Source organism: Deinococcus frigens DSM 12807 (assembly GCF_000701425.1).
GTDB lineage: Bacteria > Deinococcota > Deinococci > Deinococcales > Deinococcaceae > Deinococcus > Deinococcus frigens.
Window position 1 is genome coordinate 1 of record NZ_JNIW01000034.1, and the last position, 16584, is coordinate 16584.

At 64.7% G+C, this 16584-nt stretch carries 20 protein-coding genes and 1 tRNA gene; 11 read left to right on the forward strand and 10 right to left on the reverse strand.

The window, feature by feature from the left end:
• Positions 1 to 213: 213 nt before the first annotated feature.
• From Q322_RS0112270 to Q322_RS0112310, 8 genes are all read right to left on the reverse strand, one after another.
• Positions 214 to 888, reverse strand: coding sequence for a PIG-L deacetylase family protein (locus Q322_RS0112270; RefSeq protein WP_342667667.1), 675 nt, complete (start codon positions 886 to 888; stop codon positions 214 to 216).
• Between the two features lie 390 nt (positions 889 to 1278).
• Positions 1279 to 1908 (reverse strand): hypothetical protein, encoded by a 630-nt coding sequence (locus tag Q322_RS0112280; RefSeq protein WP_029478206.1) that lies wholly within the window; start codon positions 1906 to 1908, stop codon positions 1279 to 1281.
• Positions 1909 to 1954: 46 nt separating this feature from the next.
• A complete protein-coding gene (locus Q322_RS0112285) occupies positions 1955 to 2305 on the reverse strand; it encodes a hypothetical protein (RefSeq protein ID WP_029478207.1) in 351 nt (116 codons plus the stop codon).
• 52 nt (positions 2306 to 2357) lie between these two features.
• Positions 2358 to 2738 carry a hypothetical protein gene (locus tag Q322_RS0112290; RefSeq protein ID WP_156953029.1) on the reverse strand — a complete coding sequence of 127 codons (381 nt, stop codon included), beginning with the start codon at positions 2736 to 2738 and terminating at the stop codon, positions 2358 to 2360.
• Complete coding sequence (locus Q322_RS0112295; RefSeq protein ID WP_029478209.1) at positions 2735 to 3421, reverse strand: hypothetical protein; 687 nt, start codon at positions 3419 to 3421, stop codon at positions 2735 to 2737. Before Q322_RS0112295 ends, Q322_RS0112290 begins: the two co-directional genes overlap by 4 nt.
• Entirely contained in the window at positions 3418 to 3642 is a 225-nt protein-coding gene (locus Q322_RS0112300) for a hypothetical protein (protein ID WP_029478210.1), read from the reverse strand. Before Q322_RS0112300 ends, Q322_RS0112295 begins: the two co-directional genes overlap by 4 nt.
• Before the next feature lie 58 nt (positions 3643 to 3700).
• Positions 3701 to 3949 carry a hypothetical protein gene (locus Q322_RS0112305; protein ID WP_029478211.1) on the reverse strand — a complete coding sequence of 83 codons (249 nt, stop codon included), beginning with the start codon at positions 3947 to 3949 and terminating at the stop codon, positions 3701 to 3703.
• The gene (locus Q322_RS0112310) at positions 3946 to 4356 is read right to left on the reverse strand and encodes a hypothetical protein (protein ID WP_051668499.1); all 411 of its coding nucleotides are present in this window, start codon (positions 4354 to 4356) and stop codon (positions 3946 to 3948) included. The genes Q322_RS0112305 and Q322_RS0112310 overlap by 4 nt, the downstream gene beginning before the upstream one ends.
• Before the next feature lie 148 nt (positions 4357 to 4504).
• Here Q322_RS0112310 and Q322_RS0112315 point away from each other — a divergent pair, with 148 nt between their 5' ends.
• Both Q322_RS0112315 and Q322_RS0112320 read left to right on the forward strand, forming a co-directional pair.
• The gene (locus Q322_RS0112315; RefSeq protein WP_162176613.1) at positions 4505 to 4876 is read left to right on the forward strand and encodes a helix-turn-helix domain-containing protein; all 372 of its coding nucleotides are present in this window, start codon (positions 4505 to 4507) and stop codon (positions 4874 to 4876) included.
• Between the two features lie 542 nt (positions 4877 to 5418).
• Positions 5419 to 6648, forward strand: coding sequence for a tyrosine-type recombinase/integrase (locus Q322_RS0112320; RefSeq protein WP_162176614.1), 1230 nt, complete (start codon positions 5419 to 5421; stop codon positions 6646 to 6648).
• 102 nt (positions 6649 to 6750) lie between these two features.
• Here the strand turns inward: Q322_RS0112320 and Q322_RS0112325 are convergent.
• Positions 6751 to 6825, reverse strand: a tRNA-Thr gene (locus Q322_RS0112325).
• Between the two features lie 102 nt (positions 6826 to 6927).
• Here Q322_RS0112325 and bshB1 point away from each other — a divergent pair.
• Positions 6928 to 7659, forward strand: coding sequence for a bacillithiol biosynthesis deacetylase BshB1 (gene bshB1 / locus Q322_RS0112330; protein ID WP_029478215.1), 732 nt, complete (start codon positions 6928 to 6930; stop codon positions 7657 to 7659).
• A gap of 21 nt (positions 7660 to 7680) precedes the next feature.
• Here the strand turns inward: bshB1 and Q322_RS0112335 are convergent, their stop codons facing one another.
• The gene (locus Q322_RS0112335) at positions 7681 to 9093 is read right to left on the reverse strand and encodes an aspartate kinase (protein WP_029478216.1); all 1413 of its coding nucleotides are present in this window, start codon (positions 9091 to 9093) and stop codon (positions 7681 to 7683) included.
• Between the two features lie 351 nt (positions 9094 to 9444).
• Between Q322_RS0112335 and Q322_RS0112340 the strand changes: the two genes are divergently transcribed.
• The 8 genes from Q322_RS0112340 (at position 9445) to asnS (ending at position 16559) form a co-directional block, all read left to right on the forward strand.
• Positions 9445 to 9993, forward strand: coding sequence for a YceI family protein (locus Q322_RS0112340; protein WP_156953031.1), 549 nt, complete (start codon positions 9445 to 9447; stop codon positions 9991 to 9993).
• A 164-nt stretch (positions 9994 to 10157) separates the two neighbouring features.
• A complete protein-coding gene (gene gap / locus Q322_RS0112345) occupies positions 10158 to 11153 on the forward strand; it encodes a type I glyceraldehyde-3-phosphate dehydrogenase (protein WP_029478218.1) in 996 nt (331 codons plus the stop codon).
• A 64-nt stretch (positions 11154 to 11217) separates the two neighbouring features.
• Positions 11218 to 12387, forward strand: a complete 1170-nt coding sequence (locus Q322_RS0112350; RefSeq protein ID WP_029478219.1) for a phosphoglycerate kinase — start codon at positions 11218 to 11220, stop codon at positions 12385 to 12387.
• Positions 12388 to 12705 carry an NIPSNAP family protein gene (locus Q322_RS0112355; protein ID WP_029478220.1) on the forward strand — a complete coding sequence of 106 codons (318 nt, stop codon included), beginning with the start codon at positions 12388 to 12390 and terminating at the stop codon, positions 12703 to 12705.
• A complete protein-coding gene (gene tpiA, locus Q322_RS0112360) occupies positions 12705 to 13439 on the forward strand; it encodes a triose-phosphate isomerase (protein WP_029478221.1) in 735 nt (244 codons plus the stop codon). The genes Q322_RS0112355 and tpiA overlap by 1 nt, the downstream gene beginning before the upstream one ends.
• Before the next feature lie 75 nt (positions 13440 to 13514).
• On the forward strand, positions 13515 to 14249 hold the full coding sequence (locus tag Q322_RS0112365; RefSeq protein WP_029478222.1) for a zinc dependent phospholipase C family protein: 735 nt from the start codon (positions 13515 to 13517) through the stop codon (positions 14247 to 14249).
• Positions 14250 to 14801: 552 nt separating this feature from the next.
• On the forward strand, positions 14802 to 15071 hold the full coding sequence (locus tag Q322_RS0112370) for a WGxxGxxG family protein (protein WP_029478223.1): 270 nt from the start codon (positions 14802 to 14804) through the stop codon (positions 15069 to 15071).
• 144 nt (positions 15072 to 15215) lie between these two features.
• The gene (gene asnS, locus Q322_RS0112375; RefSeq protein WP_029478224.1) at positions 15216 to 16559 is read left to right on the forward strand and encodes an asparagine--tRNA ligase; all 1344 of its coding nucleotides are present in this window, start codon (positions 15216 to 15218) and stop codon (positions 16557 to 16559) included.
• Positions 16560 to 16584: the final 25 nt, after the last annotated feature.

A 16584-nucleotide genomic window follows, 5' to 3' on the forward strand; every position in this document is an offset into this window, starting at 1 on the left:
GATACTGGTGGCGAAGTCAGATGCCGGTCTCCCAGAACAGTGTTTTGTGCCACTGCGCCACCGGCGTCTATCGATGAAAAGGCCAGATTTTGACTTCGCCACCAGTATCGTGTTATGGCTCTTCTGCGAAAGAGCGAACCGTGGTTGATCCCCCAGAGGGGGAACAGGGAAAAGTCAGGGAAACCTGCGCTGCTCGCCCTGGGCCACAGGCGCTCAGCCTGAGCGTGGGTCCGGCAGAACTTCATGGAACGGCTCGTGGGTGACCCGCTCTGGAAACCGGCGCAGGGTATTGGCCAGGGTGATGCCCTGCGAGCGGTGGCAGCCCATCGCCCGCAGTTTTTGCGTGACGAACGCGGACACGTCATGGACCCGGTTGGGGGGCAGGTAACCGGGCAGCAGGGTGCCGAGCCACTCGGCTTGCAGGGCGTAGTACCACAGCCGGGGGCGGCGTTCAGGTGGCAGCGCGTCCCACACGGCCTTGACCACCTGGTGGGTGGTCACATGATCGGGATGTCCGTTCAGGCCGTCCGGGGGAAACGTCAGCACGATCTCGGGCTGGTAAGTCTCGAAGGCGTCGTGGATCAGGGGCGTGATGTCGCTGAGATGACCCGCCACGTCACCGTCAGGAAAGGTGTATTGCTCATGGGCGCTGGCGGGGTGGCGCAGGAAACCTAGAGTGTCCAGACAGTCCGCCAGTTCCTGGCGGCGCAACGCGGCGAGTTCCTCGCGGGTCTCACACAGGCCCAGGTTCCGGCCCGCGTCGCCCAGCGTGAGGGTTAGGAGCGCGCACGGTTCGTCATGGGACAGGAAGTCGAGCAGCGTGCCACCCGAGCCGAACACCTCGTCGTCTGGATGCGGCACGATCACCAGCAGTTTCACGGGAGCCACCACAGCAGCATAGAGGCCCGTCGGCAGCCCTGACCAGGGTGGGGCGGCCCCCGGCCCAGGAATGGGGGCATATCGGGTTGACTGGCGGTGGCCCAGTGAGGTGCCTCTGCCGTGAACGTTTCGCAAGCTCAACGGCCAGGGCGCGTGCTGGAGAGCAGATTTTGCTCAGCGGTGTAAAATTGCTGGATCTTGATACTGGTGGCGAAGTCAAAATCTGGCCTTTTCATCGATAGACGCCGGTGGCGCAGTGGCACAAAACACTGTTCTGGGAGACCGGCATCTGATTTCGCCACCAGTATCGATCTTGTCGTTACCCCCAATCAGTAGAACGCCCCGCGACCGGTCAAGGTGCGGGGCGGTGAGCAGCGAGGGCCTGGGCAGCGCTGGGGGTCAGGCTTTAAGGCCCCCAGGGGCAGCGGGCGGCCTCCACTGCGGCCCCGCGAGGTCACGCCCAGCGGCCACAAAGTACCCGTGTAGGGCCTCAGGGTCAGACTCGCTCATTGAGTGGGCAGAGGCGTGAAAGGCGCTCAGCGCAGCCATAAACCCCCCGCGTGCCATGTCATGAGGCAGGGTGTCGAGCACCTGGCGCAACTGCTCCCCCCTCACTCCCAGGTCATCGAAAACCGCGTCTGTCTGCGCCTCGCTATACCCGCAGTCCTGCAGCACCTCGCGGGTAAAGCTCGCGGCCCAGGTGGTGAATATGGCGAGCACGTTCAGAGGCGCGGGGTCAAGCTGCCTGCAGGATCGGAGCATTGACCCCGCGTAAATCAGCCCATTAGAGAAGTGCTTAACGCTGGGCGGGGCGCTGCCCATCTCAGCCCAGGCGAGGGCCTGACCGCCCAGCACGTCGCCTAGCTGCTCGACGCTCGCCCGCAGTTCCTCAAGGGTTAGGGTAATCAGTTCTGCAGGCGGGGGAAGCTGCCCGGTGCTCAGCATGAGGGCGCGTAGCTCGCGGGCCTGGGCGTCAGTCATGGTCATGAGTTCATCAAGAGACTGGGCGGCGTTGAGTTTCTGTGTCATGGCGTGCACCTCTGGGGGCGAGTCTGGGGCGGGATGGGGGGGCGGTTCATGCTGTGCCGGTGGGCATATCTGCGGCCCTGAGGCTCGCGGTGGTCATCTCTGCCCAGGCGCTCGCCCGGTCAAGTTCGGTATTCGTGGCAGCGTTGCCCCAGAGCAGCGTGAACGGTGCCCCGCCTGCCTCGCTGGGGCAGATCGCCCAATCATCTACAAAGTCAGGCAACCCCGCGAGGGTCAGGGCCTCAAGCTCAGTCAGGGCGGCCCCATGCTCGACACCGCCCAGGTTCACCCCCTGAGGCACCGGGTACGGCCCCGCATGGCCCAGCGCGATAAGCGCGGCCTGACCCTCGCGGGTGTCCCGCTGGGGGTGTTGAGTATCGAGCGGCGGGGTGTCAGTCATGGGGGGCAACCTCTGGTAGTGGGTGGGGAGAGCGTAAGAATCCGTAAGTTTTTTAAGAGACTTTACCCAGCGTGACCGTCTGACCGTCATAGGTGGTCAGGGCCTCGCACAGCTCGCGCAACACGCGCACGGCGGGCACGTCGAGCACGGCCCGCTGCCCGGCATACTCGACGGTCAGCCGCGCACCGCCCAGGCGGGCGAGCGTCAGGCCCTCGCGTTCATCCCGCAGATTGGGCAGCGCTGGGGGGGTGCTGAGTGCCCAGCTCGCGCCGTCGGGAAGGTGGTACAGCGTGAGCCGGTGCTTTGTGGTGTAACACGCGAGCGTCAGGGCCGCGCGGCCTGAGGCGGTGTGTCTGGGCGGGACAATCAACACCGCCGCGAGGGACACGGCCCCAGGAATCAGGGCCTTAGGTGAGCGCCGTCCCGGTGTCACGCTTCACCCTCTGCCCAGTACCCCAGCGCGGCGCGCACCTGAGGCAGCAACCGGGCGGGCACCCTCAACCCCTCACCCCCGGTGTAATAGAGCAGGGCCTCGCCCTCTGGGGCCGTGTTCAGGATGAGCAGCGCGTCATAACCGGGGCTGAGGTGTAGGTGCTCGCGTTCCTGCCCGTTTGCCTCGCGCACAGTGAAGGTCAGGCGGCGGTCAATCTGTCCGGGGCCTGAGGCGGCGGGCCGCGCCGGATCGAGCTGGGCCGCGAGTATCTGGGGCAGGGTGCGGGCGTCGAGCTGCACCCGGTCAGGTGGGGACGGGGTGAAGCTGGGAGCGGGATACTCGCGGGCCGCGTTGGTCAGGAGTGCCGTAAGGTGTTGCCCCTGGGCCTGAGGGTTCATCCAACTGCCCGCCCAGCTCTCTAGGCATTCGTAAAGCTGAGCCGCGCTGAGGCCCTGGGCCGTGTAATGGTGTACCCAGGCGGCAAGCTGGGGCGCAAATAAGGCTGCGAGGTGTTGCTCAGCGGCGCAGAGTTGGCGGTCACGGGCGGCACATGACGGGCAGCGGGGCGAGCCGTCGAGGTCAGGTAGGGCGAGCGAGCCGCACACCTCGCATTCCGCCCACGGCGCGGGCAGGGTGCGCGAGGTGTAAGCGGGGGCGGCGGGGTCAGTCATGGGCGCGGTCATGCTCGCAACTCCTCTAATAGACCGTGCGTGTCACGGGCGGCGGCGTCGAGCGCCTGGGCGTGCTGGGCGAGGGTGCCCGCGTGCTGGGGGCGGCCCTCGCGGGTGTGGGCGGCCACTGTGAGGGCAAGCACGGCGCGGGCCGCGTCGAGCACCTGGGCGGCCTCGTGCGTCAGGGTGTAGGCGTCCCGCTGGGCGGGGTCAGTCTGGGCAGCGTGTTTCATGGGGGCCTCTGGGATTCAAAAGTGCGCGCCCCCTAAGGTGGGGGCAGCGCTGGGGGGGTTAGGCGCTCAGGGCGGCGGGGATACTCAGACCCGCGAGCAGTGCCGCCGCGTCTCTGACCCGCTGGGCGTGCTGGGCGCGTTCACTGGGGGTCAGGGTGGCGAGGTGGGCGAGTGCCCAGGCGTGCCCGTGTTTGACCGGCGCGTATGTCATGGCCTCGCCCTGGGCGGCGCGGGTGATGAGGTGCGCGGCCTCGCCCTCGCTGATCGCCTGCCCGTGCGTCAGGCGGTAGGGGGCGCGGCCCCTCATGCGGTCATGCCCCACTGACCCCGCGCGTAATCGCGCACGGTGTAAGCGTCCTGGGCGGTCAGGGCAGCGAGGGAAGGGACGGCGCGGCCCAGCGCCTCGCCTGCGGTCAGGTAGTGGTCACGGAATCCCAGACGGCCCAGCTCGCGGTGAAGGTTGCACCCCGCCGCGTTTCCGATGGTGGGCGGGGTGTCCAGAGTCTCAGCGGTCACGGTCAGCCGCTCAGCGCTGCCCAGGATGCGGGCGGCGTCGAGCACGCCCACCGGCTGCCCGTTCACTTCTGCCGTGAAGCCCTCAGCGGTGCGGGTCATGGTCACGGTGTAGTCAGCCGTGCCGGTAATGACGCTGCACTCGCGGTAGATAACGTGGGCGGCCCAGGTGCGGGAAAGTGCGCGGGTGTTAGTGTTCATCTTGATTCCTTCTGTACTGGGGGAGTCAGATGGGGCGCGTGTTTCTTTGCCGGAGTGCGCGCCTTCTCTGCTGTCTCTATATTGACATAATGTGTTATTACTGTCAACATTAGGTGTCATGAATACTAGAAGTGTTAAGGTGATGAGCATGAATGATGCTGTGAGGGCCGCCGTAGGGGCGCGGCTGCGAGAAAAGAACATGAGCCGCGCTGACCTCGCGCGTGCTACGGGGCTAAACCCCACTGCTATTTCCCGTGCACTAAACGGCACTCAGGGCGGCGGCACTATCCCCCCAGCCTGGGCGGCCATGCTCGACGCCCTGGGCCTGACCCTCGCGGCGCTGCCCGTCGAGCACATCAGCGGCGGGCCGGTCATCCTGCCCAGTGACCCACAGGCGCTAGAGCGCGAGATCACGGCGCGGGTCACTGCGGCGGTGCGGGAAGCGCTCGCCCAGCACGGCGCGGCCCCAGAGGTTGAACCGGGCAGCGCTGAGGGGGATAAGTCCACCGGCCCAGCCTGAACAGTGCGCCCCCCGTGACCCCTCGCCCAGCGGCGGGGGGTTTTACTCAGGCTTGAGTACCTGACCCGCACAGCCTGGGCGGGCAGCCTGACCGGGCGCGAGCTGCCCCACCCTCAAAGCCCAGGCATAGGCAGCGCTGGGGTGTGTTTGGGAGTAGGAGTAGACCGGAGGGTTTCTGATATGCGGGCAAAGTTACCGCTACTTGGAAACCTCTACTCATTTATGCGTGTCAGATGGTGCGCGAGTAGGGCAGGGGGTTTCTGGGGTTTTATTTGCCCCCTAGTGCATATGCGTTTCTACTCTGAGGGTAGAGTGACCCTGAACGCCGTCTAGGACATTCTTTTATCTATATATATATGTTAAAAATCACTTTAAGGGATTCACCTATCAGAAACCCCAGAAACCTACCCCTCTACTCCTACCCCCAGCGCTGCCCATGCTGAGGGGTACGCCCTAAGCGGCTGGGGTACGGTGGGCGCATGGCTGGCAATGGTGGGGACGGGCAGGGCCGCGCTAAGCGGGGGCAGGGTGAGGGACACTTCATGACCCTGACCTCTGGCAAGGTCAGATGGCGCGTGATGGTGTCAACCCTCGCGGGCGAGCGCAAGCACTTTAACGGCACCGCTCGCAACCTGACAGAAGCGCGTCAGGCGGTGCGCGAGGCCCGTAAGTTCAAAGACCTAGGCGAGCTGCCCCCGCGTGACCGGGTGAAGGTGGGCGAGCTGGTAGACCGGTACATAGAGGCCCGCTTACGGGATGGCAAGCTCGCCCCGCGCACCGTGTTTGATTACCGGTATGTGCTGGCCCACTACATCACCCCCAGTCTGGGCACCCTCAAGGCCCAGGGGGTCACGGGGCAGCGCTTACGGGATTACTTCGACGGGCTGGGCGAGGGGCCAAATGGGGAACGCACGCGGGCAAAGGTGTATGACCTGTTGCGGGCCTCTTACCGCTGGGGAGTGCGCGAGGGCCTGGTCATGGCTGACCCCACCCTCAGGGGCCGCCCGACGGCAAGCCGTGAAAAGGGTGCGCCTAAGCTGATGGCATTCACCCCTGAACAGGCGGTCAGGTTCTATAACGCGGCCCGTCTGGACCGTGACGGGTATGTTTTCGCCTTCATGCTTGCCACCGGCTTACGCCCAGGTGAGGCGCTGGGCCTCAGGTGGGATGACGTGACCTATGAAGCCGACGGCTCAGCAACAGTGCATGTCAGGCGGACCCGTTCAGTCATGGGGGGCGAGGTTTACGAAGGCCCACCTAAGACGGCCCAGGGAAACCGTACAGTCAGCGTGACGGGCAGCGCTGTTCAGGTACTCAGAGACAGCAGGGCCGAACAGGTTTTGACCGGAACAAAGCGGCTCAGATTCGGCGGGCATGACTATAGGGATGAGGGGTATGTGTTCAGTACGCGGGTAGGCACTGGCAAGCGCTCAGACAGCCTTCAGCGGCCCATGAGCCGACTATGCGAGGCGGCGGGGGTGCCGGTACTCAGCCCGCATAAGCTGAGGCACACCTACACCTCAGTCAAGGCCGCTGAGGGGGTGCCTATTGAAGTGCTGAGCGCCCAGATCGGGCATAAGGACACGGGGACAACACAGCGGATTTACCGGCATGTCTTCGAGTCTGAGCGGGTAGGGTTGACCTTTGACCCTGTACCCCCTGCCCCCCGCGAGGTCAGGCGGATAACGGCAAAGGTGCGGCGGGTCAACTCACGCCCAGCAGGGACACACCCCAGCGCTGCCCAGGCTGACCCCTCGCCTGACACTGAGTAACCCCCGCCCAGCGTTTGCAAGACGTTTGCAATTCTGGAGTGCTGGGGGTTTCAGAAGGCCCAGGGAGAAAAGCGAAACCCCGCGCTAGGCGGGGGTTTTTCTTGGAGCCAGTGATCCGGGTTGAACGGACGACCTACTGATTACGAATCAGTTGCTCTACCACTGAGCTACACTGGCCTGCTTTCTTGCACAAGGCTCAGGGAGTATAGGCAGGCCGCGCGGAGGTGTCAAGGCAAAAGCGCGGCCCCCACTGAGGCCGTCGCGTCTATCCTGTCCGGCATGACCCGCTCCCCCCCGCTTCCCTTCCAGACCGTCCACGGCACGCCGCAGCCGCTGGACTGGCTGTGCCTGGCCCCCCACCCCGACGACGCCGAGATCGGCGCGGGCGGCGCGCTGATCCGGCTGGCGCAGGCAGGACGCGCCGTGGGCATCCTGGAACTCTCGCGCGGCGAGCGCGGCACGCAGGGAACGCCGGAAGTACGGGTGGCCGAATGTGCGCGGGCAGCAGTGATCATGGGCCTGCGCTGGCGCGGCAATCTGGGCCTGAAGGACGGCGAATTGACCGACACCCCTGGCAGCGCGCACGCCCTGGCCGCCGCCCTGCGCGCGGTGCGCCCGCGCGTGCTGCTGGTGCCGCACCACAGGGACCGCCACCCGGACCATTTCGGCACGTACCATCTGGCGCGGCGGGCCGTTCATCTGGCGCAGCTTCACAAGGCCGAGCTGGGCGGCGAGCCGCACCGCATCGCGAGGACGCTGCTGTACCAGGGCAATGCGGATATCCAGCCCGACGTGCTGATCGACGTGGAAAGCGTGCAACGCGAGTGGGAAGCCGCCGTCCGCGCCCACGACAGCCAGTTCTCGGGCGAGGCGATCTCAGAGACAGTTACGCCCGAGATCGTCACGCGCCGCCGCGCCCGCCAGAGCTACTGGGGCACGCTGGCGCGCGTGCGCTACGCCGAAGCCTTCGAATCCGAGGACCCGCTGCTGCTGGACCCAGTGGCGTTGTAGGGGCGTGCGGGCTGGGGCCGGTCAATCCGCAGCTTCCGCCCGCACGCCCAGCCCAAAGGCCGCATGCACGGCGCGGGTGGCGTCGTCTACCTGAGCGCCCTCGATGGCGACACTGATGTTCAGCTCGCTGCTGCCCTGCGAGATCATCAGAATGTTGATGTCCTGGCTGGCCAGGGCGGTGAACAGCCGCGCCGAGACGCCCTTCTGACCGCGCATGCCGCTGCCCACGATGGCCAGCACCGCCACGTCCGACTGGCGGTCGACCTTCAGCTCGCGGCTGACCCCGGCGCGCAGGGCGGCCAGGGTACGCTCGGCATCGCTGCTCTGCACGGCCAGCGAGACATTGCTCATGGAGCTGCTCTGCGAGACCATCAGCAGGGTGATGTTCTCGCGGGCAATCGCGTCAAAGACGCTGGCAATGACCTCGGGAATGCCCAGCACGCCCGCGCCGCTGATGTTGATGATCGAGACGTTGCGGATGGCGGTCACGGCCTTGACCGGCTGCCCGGCCTCGTCCTGGGCCTGGGCCTGTACCAGGGTGCCGGGAAAATCGGGATCGGCGGCGCTCTTGACCCGCAGCGGAATGCCGCTTTCCTGGAGGGGCGTGACCGCCAGCGGGTGCAGCACCTTCGCGCCGAAATACGCCAGTTCCATGACCTCGCCGTAGCTGAGGACCGTGATGTTGCGGGCGTCTCCCACCACCCTGGGATCGGCGCTCATCACGCCGTCCACGTCCTTCCAGGCCCAGACCTCGTCCGCGCCTAGCGCCTTGCCGATAATGGTGGCCGAGAAATCGGTGCCGCCGCGCCCCAGCGTGGTGATCGCGCCGCGCTCGGTCTCGCCCATGAAGCCGGAGACCACCGGCGTGACCCCGGCGGCCAGCAGCCCGCTCAGGCGGTCCCTGACCCGCTCGTAGGTGCCGGGCACGGGCTTGGCGTTGCCGAAATGGTGATCGGTCAGGATGCCGGCCTCGCCGCCAGTCAGGTAATGGGCGCGGTGGCCCTGACCCTCCAGCGCCACGGCCATCAGCGGGGCCGAGAGGCGCTCGCCGAACGCCACGATCAGGTCCCGGCTGCGGGGGGTCAGCTCGCGCAAAAGGTATACGCCGTAGACCGCCTGGCGCAGCATTTCGTGCATCTCGCGGATGTCGCGCACCACTGCGCTGTCGGGGGCTGCGCCAAGTTCCTGGGCCGCCGTGAAGTGGCGGGTCCGCAGCGCGGCGATCTCGTCGTTGGCGGCGGCGATGTCACCGGATTCGGCGGCGTCGGCCAGCGCCAGCAGCCCGTTGGTCACGCCCGCCATCGCGGAGACCACCACCACCACCTTCACGCCTGCCAAGAGGCTGCGCTCGGCCAGCGAGGCGCTGTGGCGAATGGCTCCCGAGTCCTGCATGTTGGTGCCGCCGAATTTCATCACGAGAAGGGTGTCGCTCATGGGCTTCAGTATGGGGCGGGGCGGACAGATGAGGAAAAGGAGGTCTGGGCAGCCAGCGAAAAAAGGGGGCGCGGACGCGGAACCTTAATCACGCTCCCTGCCCGTTCCAGCTTCAATGTCCCGGATGCTCCGTCCCGTTGCCCCGGCTGTCTTGATACAGCGAGACTGGTTGCGGCGACTGCGGCGACGGTTCATACCAGTGGCGATGTGTGACGGGCCACGGGACCGGTGTCCTGTGCAGCCACCAGTATTGTCGGCCTGCCGCCGGACAGATTCATCATGTCGCTGGGCCTGCTCCCTGAGGTAATCGTCCCTACAGCATGCAGGACGCAGATCGTTTAACGTGAAGCGGTGAAAAGCCTTCTGCTCTCCTTTAGCGGTCTGCTGGGTCTTTCTCTCGTGTCAGCGGCTGCTGCGCCCTATGCGGCCAGCGACGGCACTGCGACGTTTGAATACCGCGTGACTTTCGTGAACGTCAAGGGGACGATGGAAGGTGTGACCAGCAGCGTCGATCTGGACCCGGACGATCTGGCCGCCACCAGCGGCACGGTCACAGTTCCCCTCTCCGAGTTGAAGACCGGCAACAGCCTGCGCGACAGCCACGCGAAGGGGACGGGGGCACTGAACACGGCGCAGTTTAAGGACGCCACCTTCACGTTAGAGAAACTGACGGGCGGCAAATTGACCGGGGGACAAACCCTCGCCACTACCGCCACGGGTCAATTGACCATCAAAGGCGTGAGGAAACCGGTCAGCGCGCCGATCAAGGTTACCCTGAACGCGGGCAAGGTCAACGTCAGCACCCAGTTCAAGTTCAATCCGCTGGACTATGGCGTGCGCTACCCGGGCGGGGCCGACAACATCACGGTCAACGTGGACTTCGTGCTGACCGCGCGCTGAGGACCGCCCCATGTGTCCAGTTTGGCAAGCTGACGCTTTGGTGTAGATAAGACACCAAGCCGGAAGCGGGGAGAGCCGTTAGACTGGACCATGCGAGGCTCAGCCGCCGCCCACAGTGGACGGCGGCCCTCAAGACTGGAGGAAGCATGACGGGAACGGCAAAGATGAAAGTGGGCATCAATGGATTTGGCCGCATCGGGCGCTTGGTGTTCCGTATTCTGGTGGAGCGCGGCATCGACGTGGTGGCGATCAATGACCTGACCGACAACAAGACGCTGGCGACGCTGATCAAGTACGACTCCACCGCCGGACGCTTTAACGGCACCGTGGACTACGACGAGGACAGCCTGACGGTCAATGGCCACAAGATTCAGGCGCTGTCCGAGCGCGATCCCGCCAACATCAAGTGGGGCGAGCTGGGCGCGGACATCGTGATCGAGTCCACCGGCATCTTCACGGACCGCGAGGGCGCGGGCAAGCACCTGTCGGGCGGCGCGAAGAAAGTGCTGATCACCGCCCCGGCCAAGAACGAGGACTTTTCCATCGTGCTGGGCGTCAACGAGCAGGATTACGATCCCAAGAACCACAACATCATCAGCAACGCGAGCTGCACCACCAACAGCCTGGGCGCGCCGATGAAGCTGCTGGACGAGGCCTTCGGCATCGAAAAGGCCATCATGACCACCGTCCACAGTTACACCAACGATCAGCGCATTCTGGACCTGCCGCACAAGGACCTGCGCCGCGCACGTGCCGCCGCCGTGAACATCATTCCTACCAGCACCGGCGCGGCCAAGGCCGTCTCGCAGGTCTACCCCAAGCTCCAGGGCAAGTTCGACGGCACCTCGTTGCGCGTGCCCACCCCCGTCGGCTCAATCAGCGACGTGGTGGTCATCCTGGGCCGCGACGTGACCGTGGACGAGATCAACGGCGTGTTCAAAAAGGCCGCCGAAACCACCCACAAGGGCATCATCAGCTATACCGAAGACCCGATTGTTCTCCAGGACATCGTGGGCGATCCGCACAGCGCGATCATCGACGGCGGCCTGACCATGACGATGGGCAACCTGGTCAAGTTCTTCTCGTGGTACGACAACGAGTGGGGCTACAGCAACCGCATCGCCGATCTGGTGGAACTGGTTCAGGAAAAAGGCGTCTAAACATGGACGGCAGATGGTGGAGGGCTTGCGCCTTCTGCCATTTTCCGTATTCCCAGGAGAACCCATGAAAAACCTCGATCAACTGGACGTGAAGGGCAAGCGCGTGCTGGTGCGCGTGGATTACAACGTGCCGATCAAAGACGGCGTGGTGCAGGACGATACCCGCGTGACCGCCAGCCTGCCCACCATCAGGAAACTGCTGGAGATGGGCGCGGCCTCGGTGGTGCTGATGAGCCACTTCGGACGCCCCAAGAATGGGCCGGAAGCCAAGTTCAGTCTCAAGCCCGTGTCTGACGTTCTTTCCAGGGCGCTGAGGCAGGACGTGACCTTTATCGACAGCCTGCCCTCCAGCGACGAGACGTTGGTGGCGGTGCGGAACCTCAAGGCAGGGGGCGTGGCCCTGCTGGAAAACGTGCGCTTTGAGGCGGGCGAGGAAAAGAACGACGCGGGCCTGAACGCCAAGCTCGCGCGGCTGGGCGACGCCTTTGTGCTGGACGCCTTCGGCAGCGCACACCGGGCGCACTCGTCGGTCAGCGGCGTGGCCGGGGAGTTACCGCACGCGGCGGGGCTGCTGCTGGGGAGGGAGGTGGACGCGCTGGGCAAGCTGCTCCACGATCCCGCGCGTCCCTATGTGGTCATCATCGGCGGCGCGAAAGTCAGCGACAAGATCAAGGTGATCGAGAATCTGCTGCCCAGGGTGGACCGCATGCTGATCGGCGGCGGCATGGCCTACACCTTTATCAAATCGCGCGGCGGCCAGATCGGCGAGAGCATCCACGAGGATGACAAGGTAGACCTCGCCAAACGCCTGCTGGCCGAGTACGGCGACAAGCTGATGCTGCCCACCGACGTGATCGCCGCCGACGCCTTCGACGCAGATGCCAGCACCAAAGTCGTGCCGAGCGGCGAGATTCCCAATGGCTGGCAGGGTCTGGACGCCGGACCGGAGACCGTGAGGGCGTACACCGAAGCCTTGCAGGGCGCGAAAACTGTGTTCTGGAACGGGCCGCTGGGCGTCTTTGAATTCGAGGCCTTCGCGGGCGGCACGAATGCTATTGCCGCTACCGTGGGCAACCTGAATGACGCCTACACCGTGATCGGCGGTGGCGACAGCGTCAGCGCCATCAACAGGAGCGGGCAGGCCGATAAGGTGTCGCATATTTCAACCGGCGGCGGCGCGAGCCTGGAACTGCTGGAAGGACAGGCGCTGCCAGGGGTGGAGGCGATGGCTTAAGTGGCCCCTATCACCTGTTTTCTGACCTATGAAGTCAAGGCCGAGCGTCTGGCGGAGTTCGAGGTCTACGGGCGCAAGTGGATCGAGCTGATCACCTCGTTCGGGGGCCAGCACCACGGCTATTTTCTGCCGTCGGAAGGAGCCTCGGACGCGGCCTATGCGCTGTTTACCTTTCCCAGCCTGGCCGATTACGAACGCTACCGCGAAGAGTCGATGGAAGACCCACTGTGCCAGGAATTGTTCGCCGAACTGCCGCATCTGATCGAGCGCTATGACCGGACCTTTCTTAAACCCGTCCTGAACGGGCTGGAGCCATGATGATTCAGAACCTGCTGGCCCTGAACTGGAAGATGAACAAGACCCCCGCCGAGGCCCGCGCCTGGGCCGAGGAACTGCGCGAGAAGCTGGAGCTGGGCGAGGCCGAACTGGCCGTCATGGCCCCGACCATCGCGCTACCGTCGCTGGCCGCGCACCTGCCCCCCGGCGTGGCGCTGGGCGCGCAGGACGTCTCGGCCCACGAATCGGGCGCATATACCGGCGAGACCAGCGCGGCCATGCTGATCGACGTTGGCGCAAAATACGCCGTGGTGGGCCACAGCGAACGCCGCGAGTACCACCACGAGTCCGATACCGACGTGGCCGCCAAGGCCAAGCAGGCGCAGGCCAACGGCCTGATCCCCATCGTCTGCGTGGGCGAGGGCCTGGACGTGCGCGAGAAGGGCGAGCAGGTAACGTACACGCTGAAACAACTGGCGGGCAGTCTGGCGGGCGTTGGGCCGGAAGTCGTGATCGCCTACGAGCCGGTCTGGGCCATCGGCACGGGCAAGACAGCCACCGCCGACGACGCCGAGGAGCTGGCCGCCGCCATCCGCGACGCGCTGATCGAGCGGTATGGCAGCGACGCCGACAGGATCCGCATCCTGTACGGCGGTAGCGTCAAGCTGGACAACATCGCCACCCTCTGCGACAAGCCCAATGTGAACGGCGCGCTGGTGGGCGGCGCGAGCCTGAAGGTGCCGGACGTGATCGGGATGAACGAAGCCCTGAAGTAGGGTGCGGGCCGCCAGACTCCCCACGCCGGGTCCGGGCGGGGGAGTCTTTTTTCTGGGCGGCCCTACACTGCGGCGGTGGGAACCTGGATCAGCCATTTCCGGATCGCAGAGCAACTGCTGGAGCATCTGCCGCACCTCGCTGCCGAGGCGTTCATCGTGGGCAACATCGCGCCCGATTCCGGACGTCCGAATGCCGACTGGACCGCGTTCGATCCGCCCAAGACCGTCACGCACTTTCTGCGGGCCGGGGAGGACGAGGGCCGCATCCGGGATGTGCAGTTTTACCGCGAGTATGTACTTCCGGCAGAGCGGGAGGACCGACAGACGTTCAGCTTTATCCTCGGCTATTTCACGCATCTGGTTTCGGACAACCTGTGGATGCACCTGATCGGCCAACCGACGAAAGAGACCTTCGCGGCGGAGTTCAGCGCGGACCGCGCCGCCACCTGGGACCATGTGAAGGACGACTGGTACGGGCTGGACCACAAATATCTGCGCGACTTCCCCGACAATGTGTTCGCACGAGCCGTTGTGAACGCCGTTAATCCCGCCTCTCCCCTGCCCTTCTTGCCATCGGGCGCACTGGCAGACAGGCTGGACGATCTACGGACGTTCTACAGGCATCCCGGCGACATGGTTCTGGATCGCCCCTATCCCTACCTGAGCGAGGCCACCATGAACCGCGTCGTGGACGACAGCGCGCGGATCATTTCGGAACTGCTGGCCCGGCTGGAAGCGGGTGGAGTACCCAAGGGGGCGGAAGTTTCACTGCCTGGTCTCGATCTGCCTGCACCTTACGCATTGCCCTGAGGGTAAGGGGGAACCGGTTGCAGGATCTGGCCGGACCACGCCCTCCCAAAACCTGGAATAGCAATTGCAAACGCACGCAAATCTGGCCCTTTACGCTGTCGCTGGCCTGTTGAGGCAGCCGGGTAAAATGAAATCCCAACGTATTGAGGTAAACCTAGTCTTTCCGCCTGTTGCGGCAGAATATCCAGTCTTCCCCGCCAAAGCATTGCGCCACAAGACGAGGAATAGCATCTGTTCATTGCAGCGGTGCCACAAGCCATCATGAAACGATTCCGGAGCCGAACGGCGGCTGTTCTCCACTCATGGCGCAGGTGCCTAGAAGGTTGCTGCCCTTCAGATTGTTTCCAAAGATGACCGGCGTGAAAATCTACCATGAAAAGTAGGATCTAGCAATGTTTATAATTTCTTGCTCCTAGCGAAGTAAATATGAATAAGCCTTAATTAAGCCATTGCACATAAAATTGGATTTCACACATTTTAGGGTAGGCCCATGCGCAAAGACGACGGAATCCGCCCGTTGATCAGAGCGTCACACTAAAAGGTGGTTCCCCCATGAAAAAAGCCCTGCTTCTCAGCCTAGCCCTGCTCGTTTATCCCGTCGCCTCGGCACAGGACACGACGTCCACAGAAACCTCTACGACAACGGCTCCACTGGACCCCAACAGCGACGGTGTGATCGACACCAACAACAATGGTCGGGCCGACACCCGCGAGTTCCCCTGGGGCCTGCTGGGCTTGCTGGGCTTGATCGGTCTGGCCGGGGCGAACCGCCGCACGGTCACGCCGGTCCAGGTGGACACCCGGGACACCACCCGACTTTAATTCCGCTGGCAAGGTTCCACCTGGAGACGTTCCGGGTGGATTTTTTTTGCACGTTCTGGGGTGCCAGTCGCCTCCCGTGATGGACAGATGGCGTTCCGGCCCAGCCCGAGGCGGGTGACCCGCTGCTCTGCCATAATTCCAGGCATGGCCCCAACTTCCAGCATTCATGACCTTAAACACCACGTTGGCCAGAGCGTGAGCGTTCACGCCTGGCTGACGGACAAGAGCGGCAAGGGCAAACTGCAATTTCTGAAGCTGCGCGACGGCAGCGGCTTCGTGCAGGCCACCGTCTTCAGGGGCGACGTGGCCGAGGACGTGTTCGAGGCCGCCAAACGGCTGACCCAGGAACAGGCCGTCACCGTGACCGGCGAGGTCCGCGCCGACGAACGCGCCCCAGGCGGCGTGGAGCTGAGCGTGCGCGAAGTCTCGGCCATCTCCGAGAACCACGCCGAGTACGCCATCACGCCCAAGGAACACGGCACCGAATTTCTGATGGACCACCGCCACCTGTGGCTGAGGCACCGCCGCCCCTGGGCCGTGATGCGGGTGCGCGACAGCGTGCAGCGGGCCATCGTGGACTTCTTTCACGGCGAGGGCTTTATCCGCTTTGACGCGCCGTTCTTCACGCCCAATGCCGCCGAGGGAACCACCGAGCTGTTTGAAATTGATCTGTTCGGCGAGGACAAGGCCTACCTCTCGCAGACCGGACAACTGCACGCCGAGGCCGGGGCATTCGCCTTCGGCAAGGTCTACACCTCCGGCCCCACCTTCCGCGCCGAGAAAAGCAAAACGCGCCGCCACCTGCTGGAATTCTGGATGATCGAGCCGGAGGTGGCCCCCAGCAGCCACCGCGAGAACCTGGATTTGCAGGAGCGGATGCTGAGTTTCATCGTGCGCCGCGCGCTGGACGGGTGCGCGCAGGAGCTGGAGCTGCTGGGCCGCGACACCGCCAAGCTGGCCGGAGCTGCCGCGGGGAACTACCCGCGCATCACCTACACCGAGGCGCTGAAGATCGTGCGGCAACACATTGAGGCCGGGGATCTGCCGCCCAACGTGCAGGGCGACGTGCAGCCCGTCGAATGGGGCGACGATCTGGGTGCGCCGCACGAGACGATTCTGGGCCACCACTTCGACCGCCCGGTGATCATCGAGAAGTACCCGGCGGCCATCAAGGCGTTTTACATGCAGCCGGACCCCGAAGACCCGCGTGTTGCCCTGTGCGACGACGTGATCGCCCCCGAGGGCTACGGCGAGATCATCGGCGGCAGCGAGCGCATCCACGATTACCAGTTGCTGAAATCGCGAATCGAGGAGCAGGGGTTGCCGTTAGAGGCCTTCGACTGGTATCTGGACCTGCGGCGGGTGGGCAGCGTGCCGCACGCGGGCTACGGCATGGGCCTGGAGCGCGTGATCGCCTGGATCTGCGGCCTGGACCATATTCGCGAAGCGATTCCCTTCCCGCGCATGCTGACGCGCATGCGGCCCTGAGTATTGCAAAAGAGTGCACAAGAGG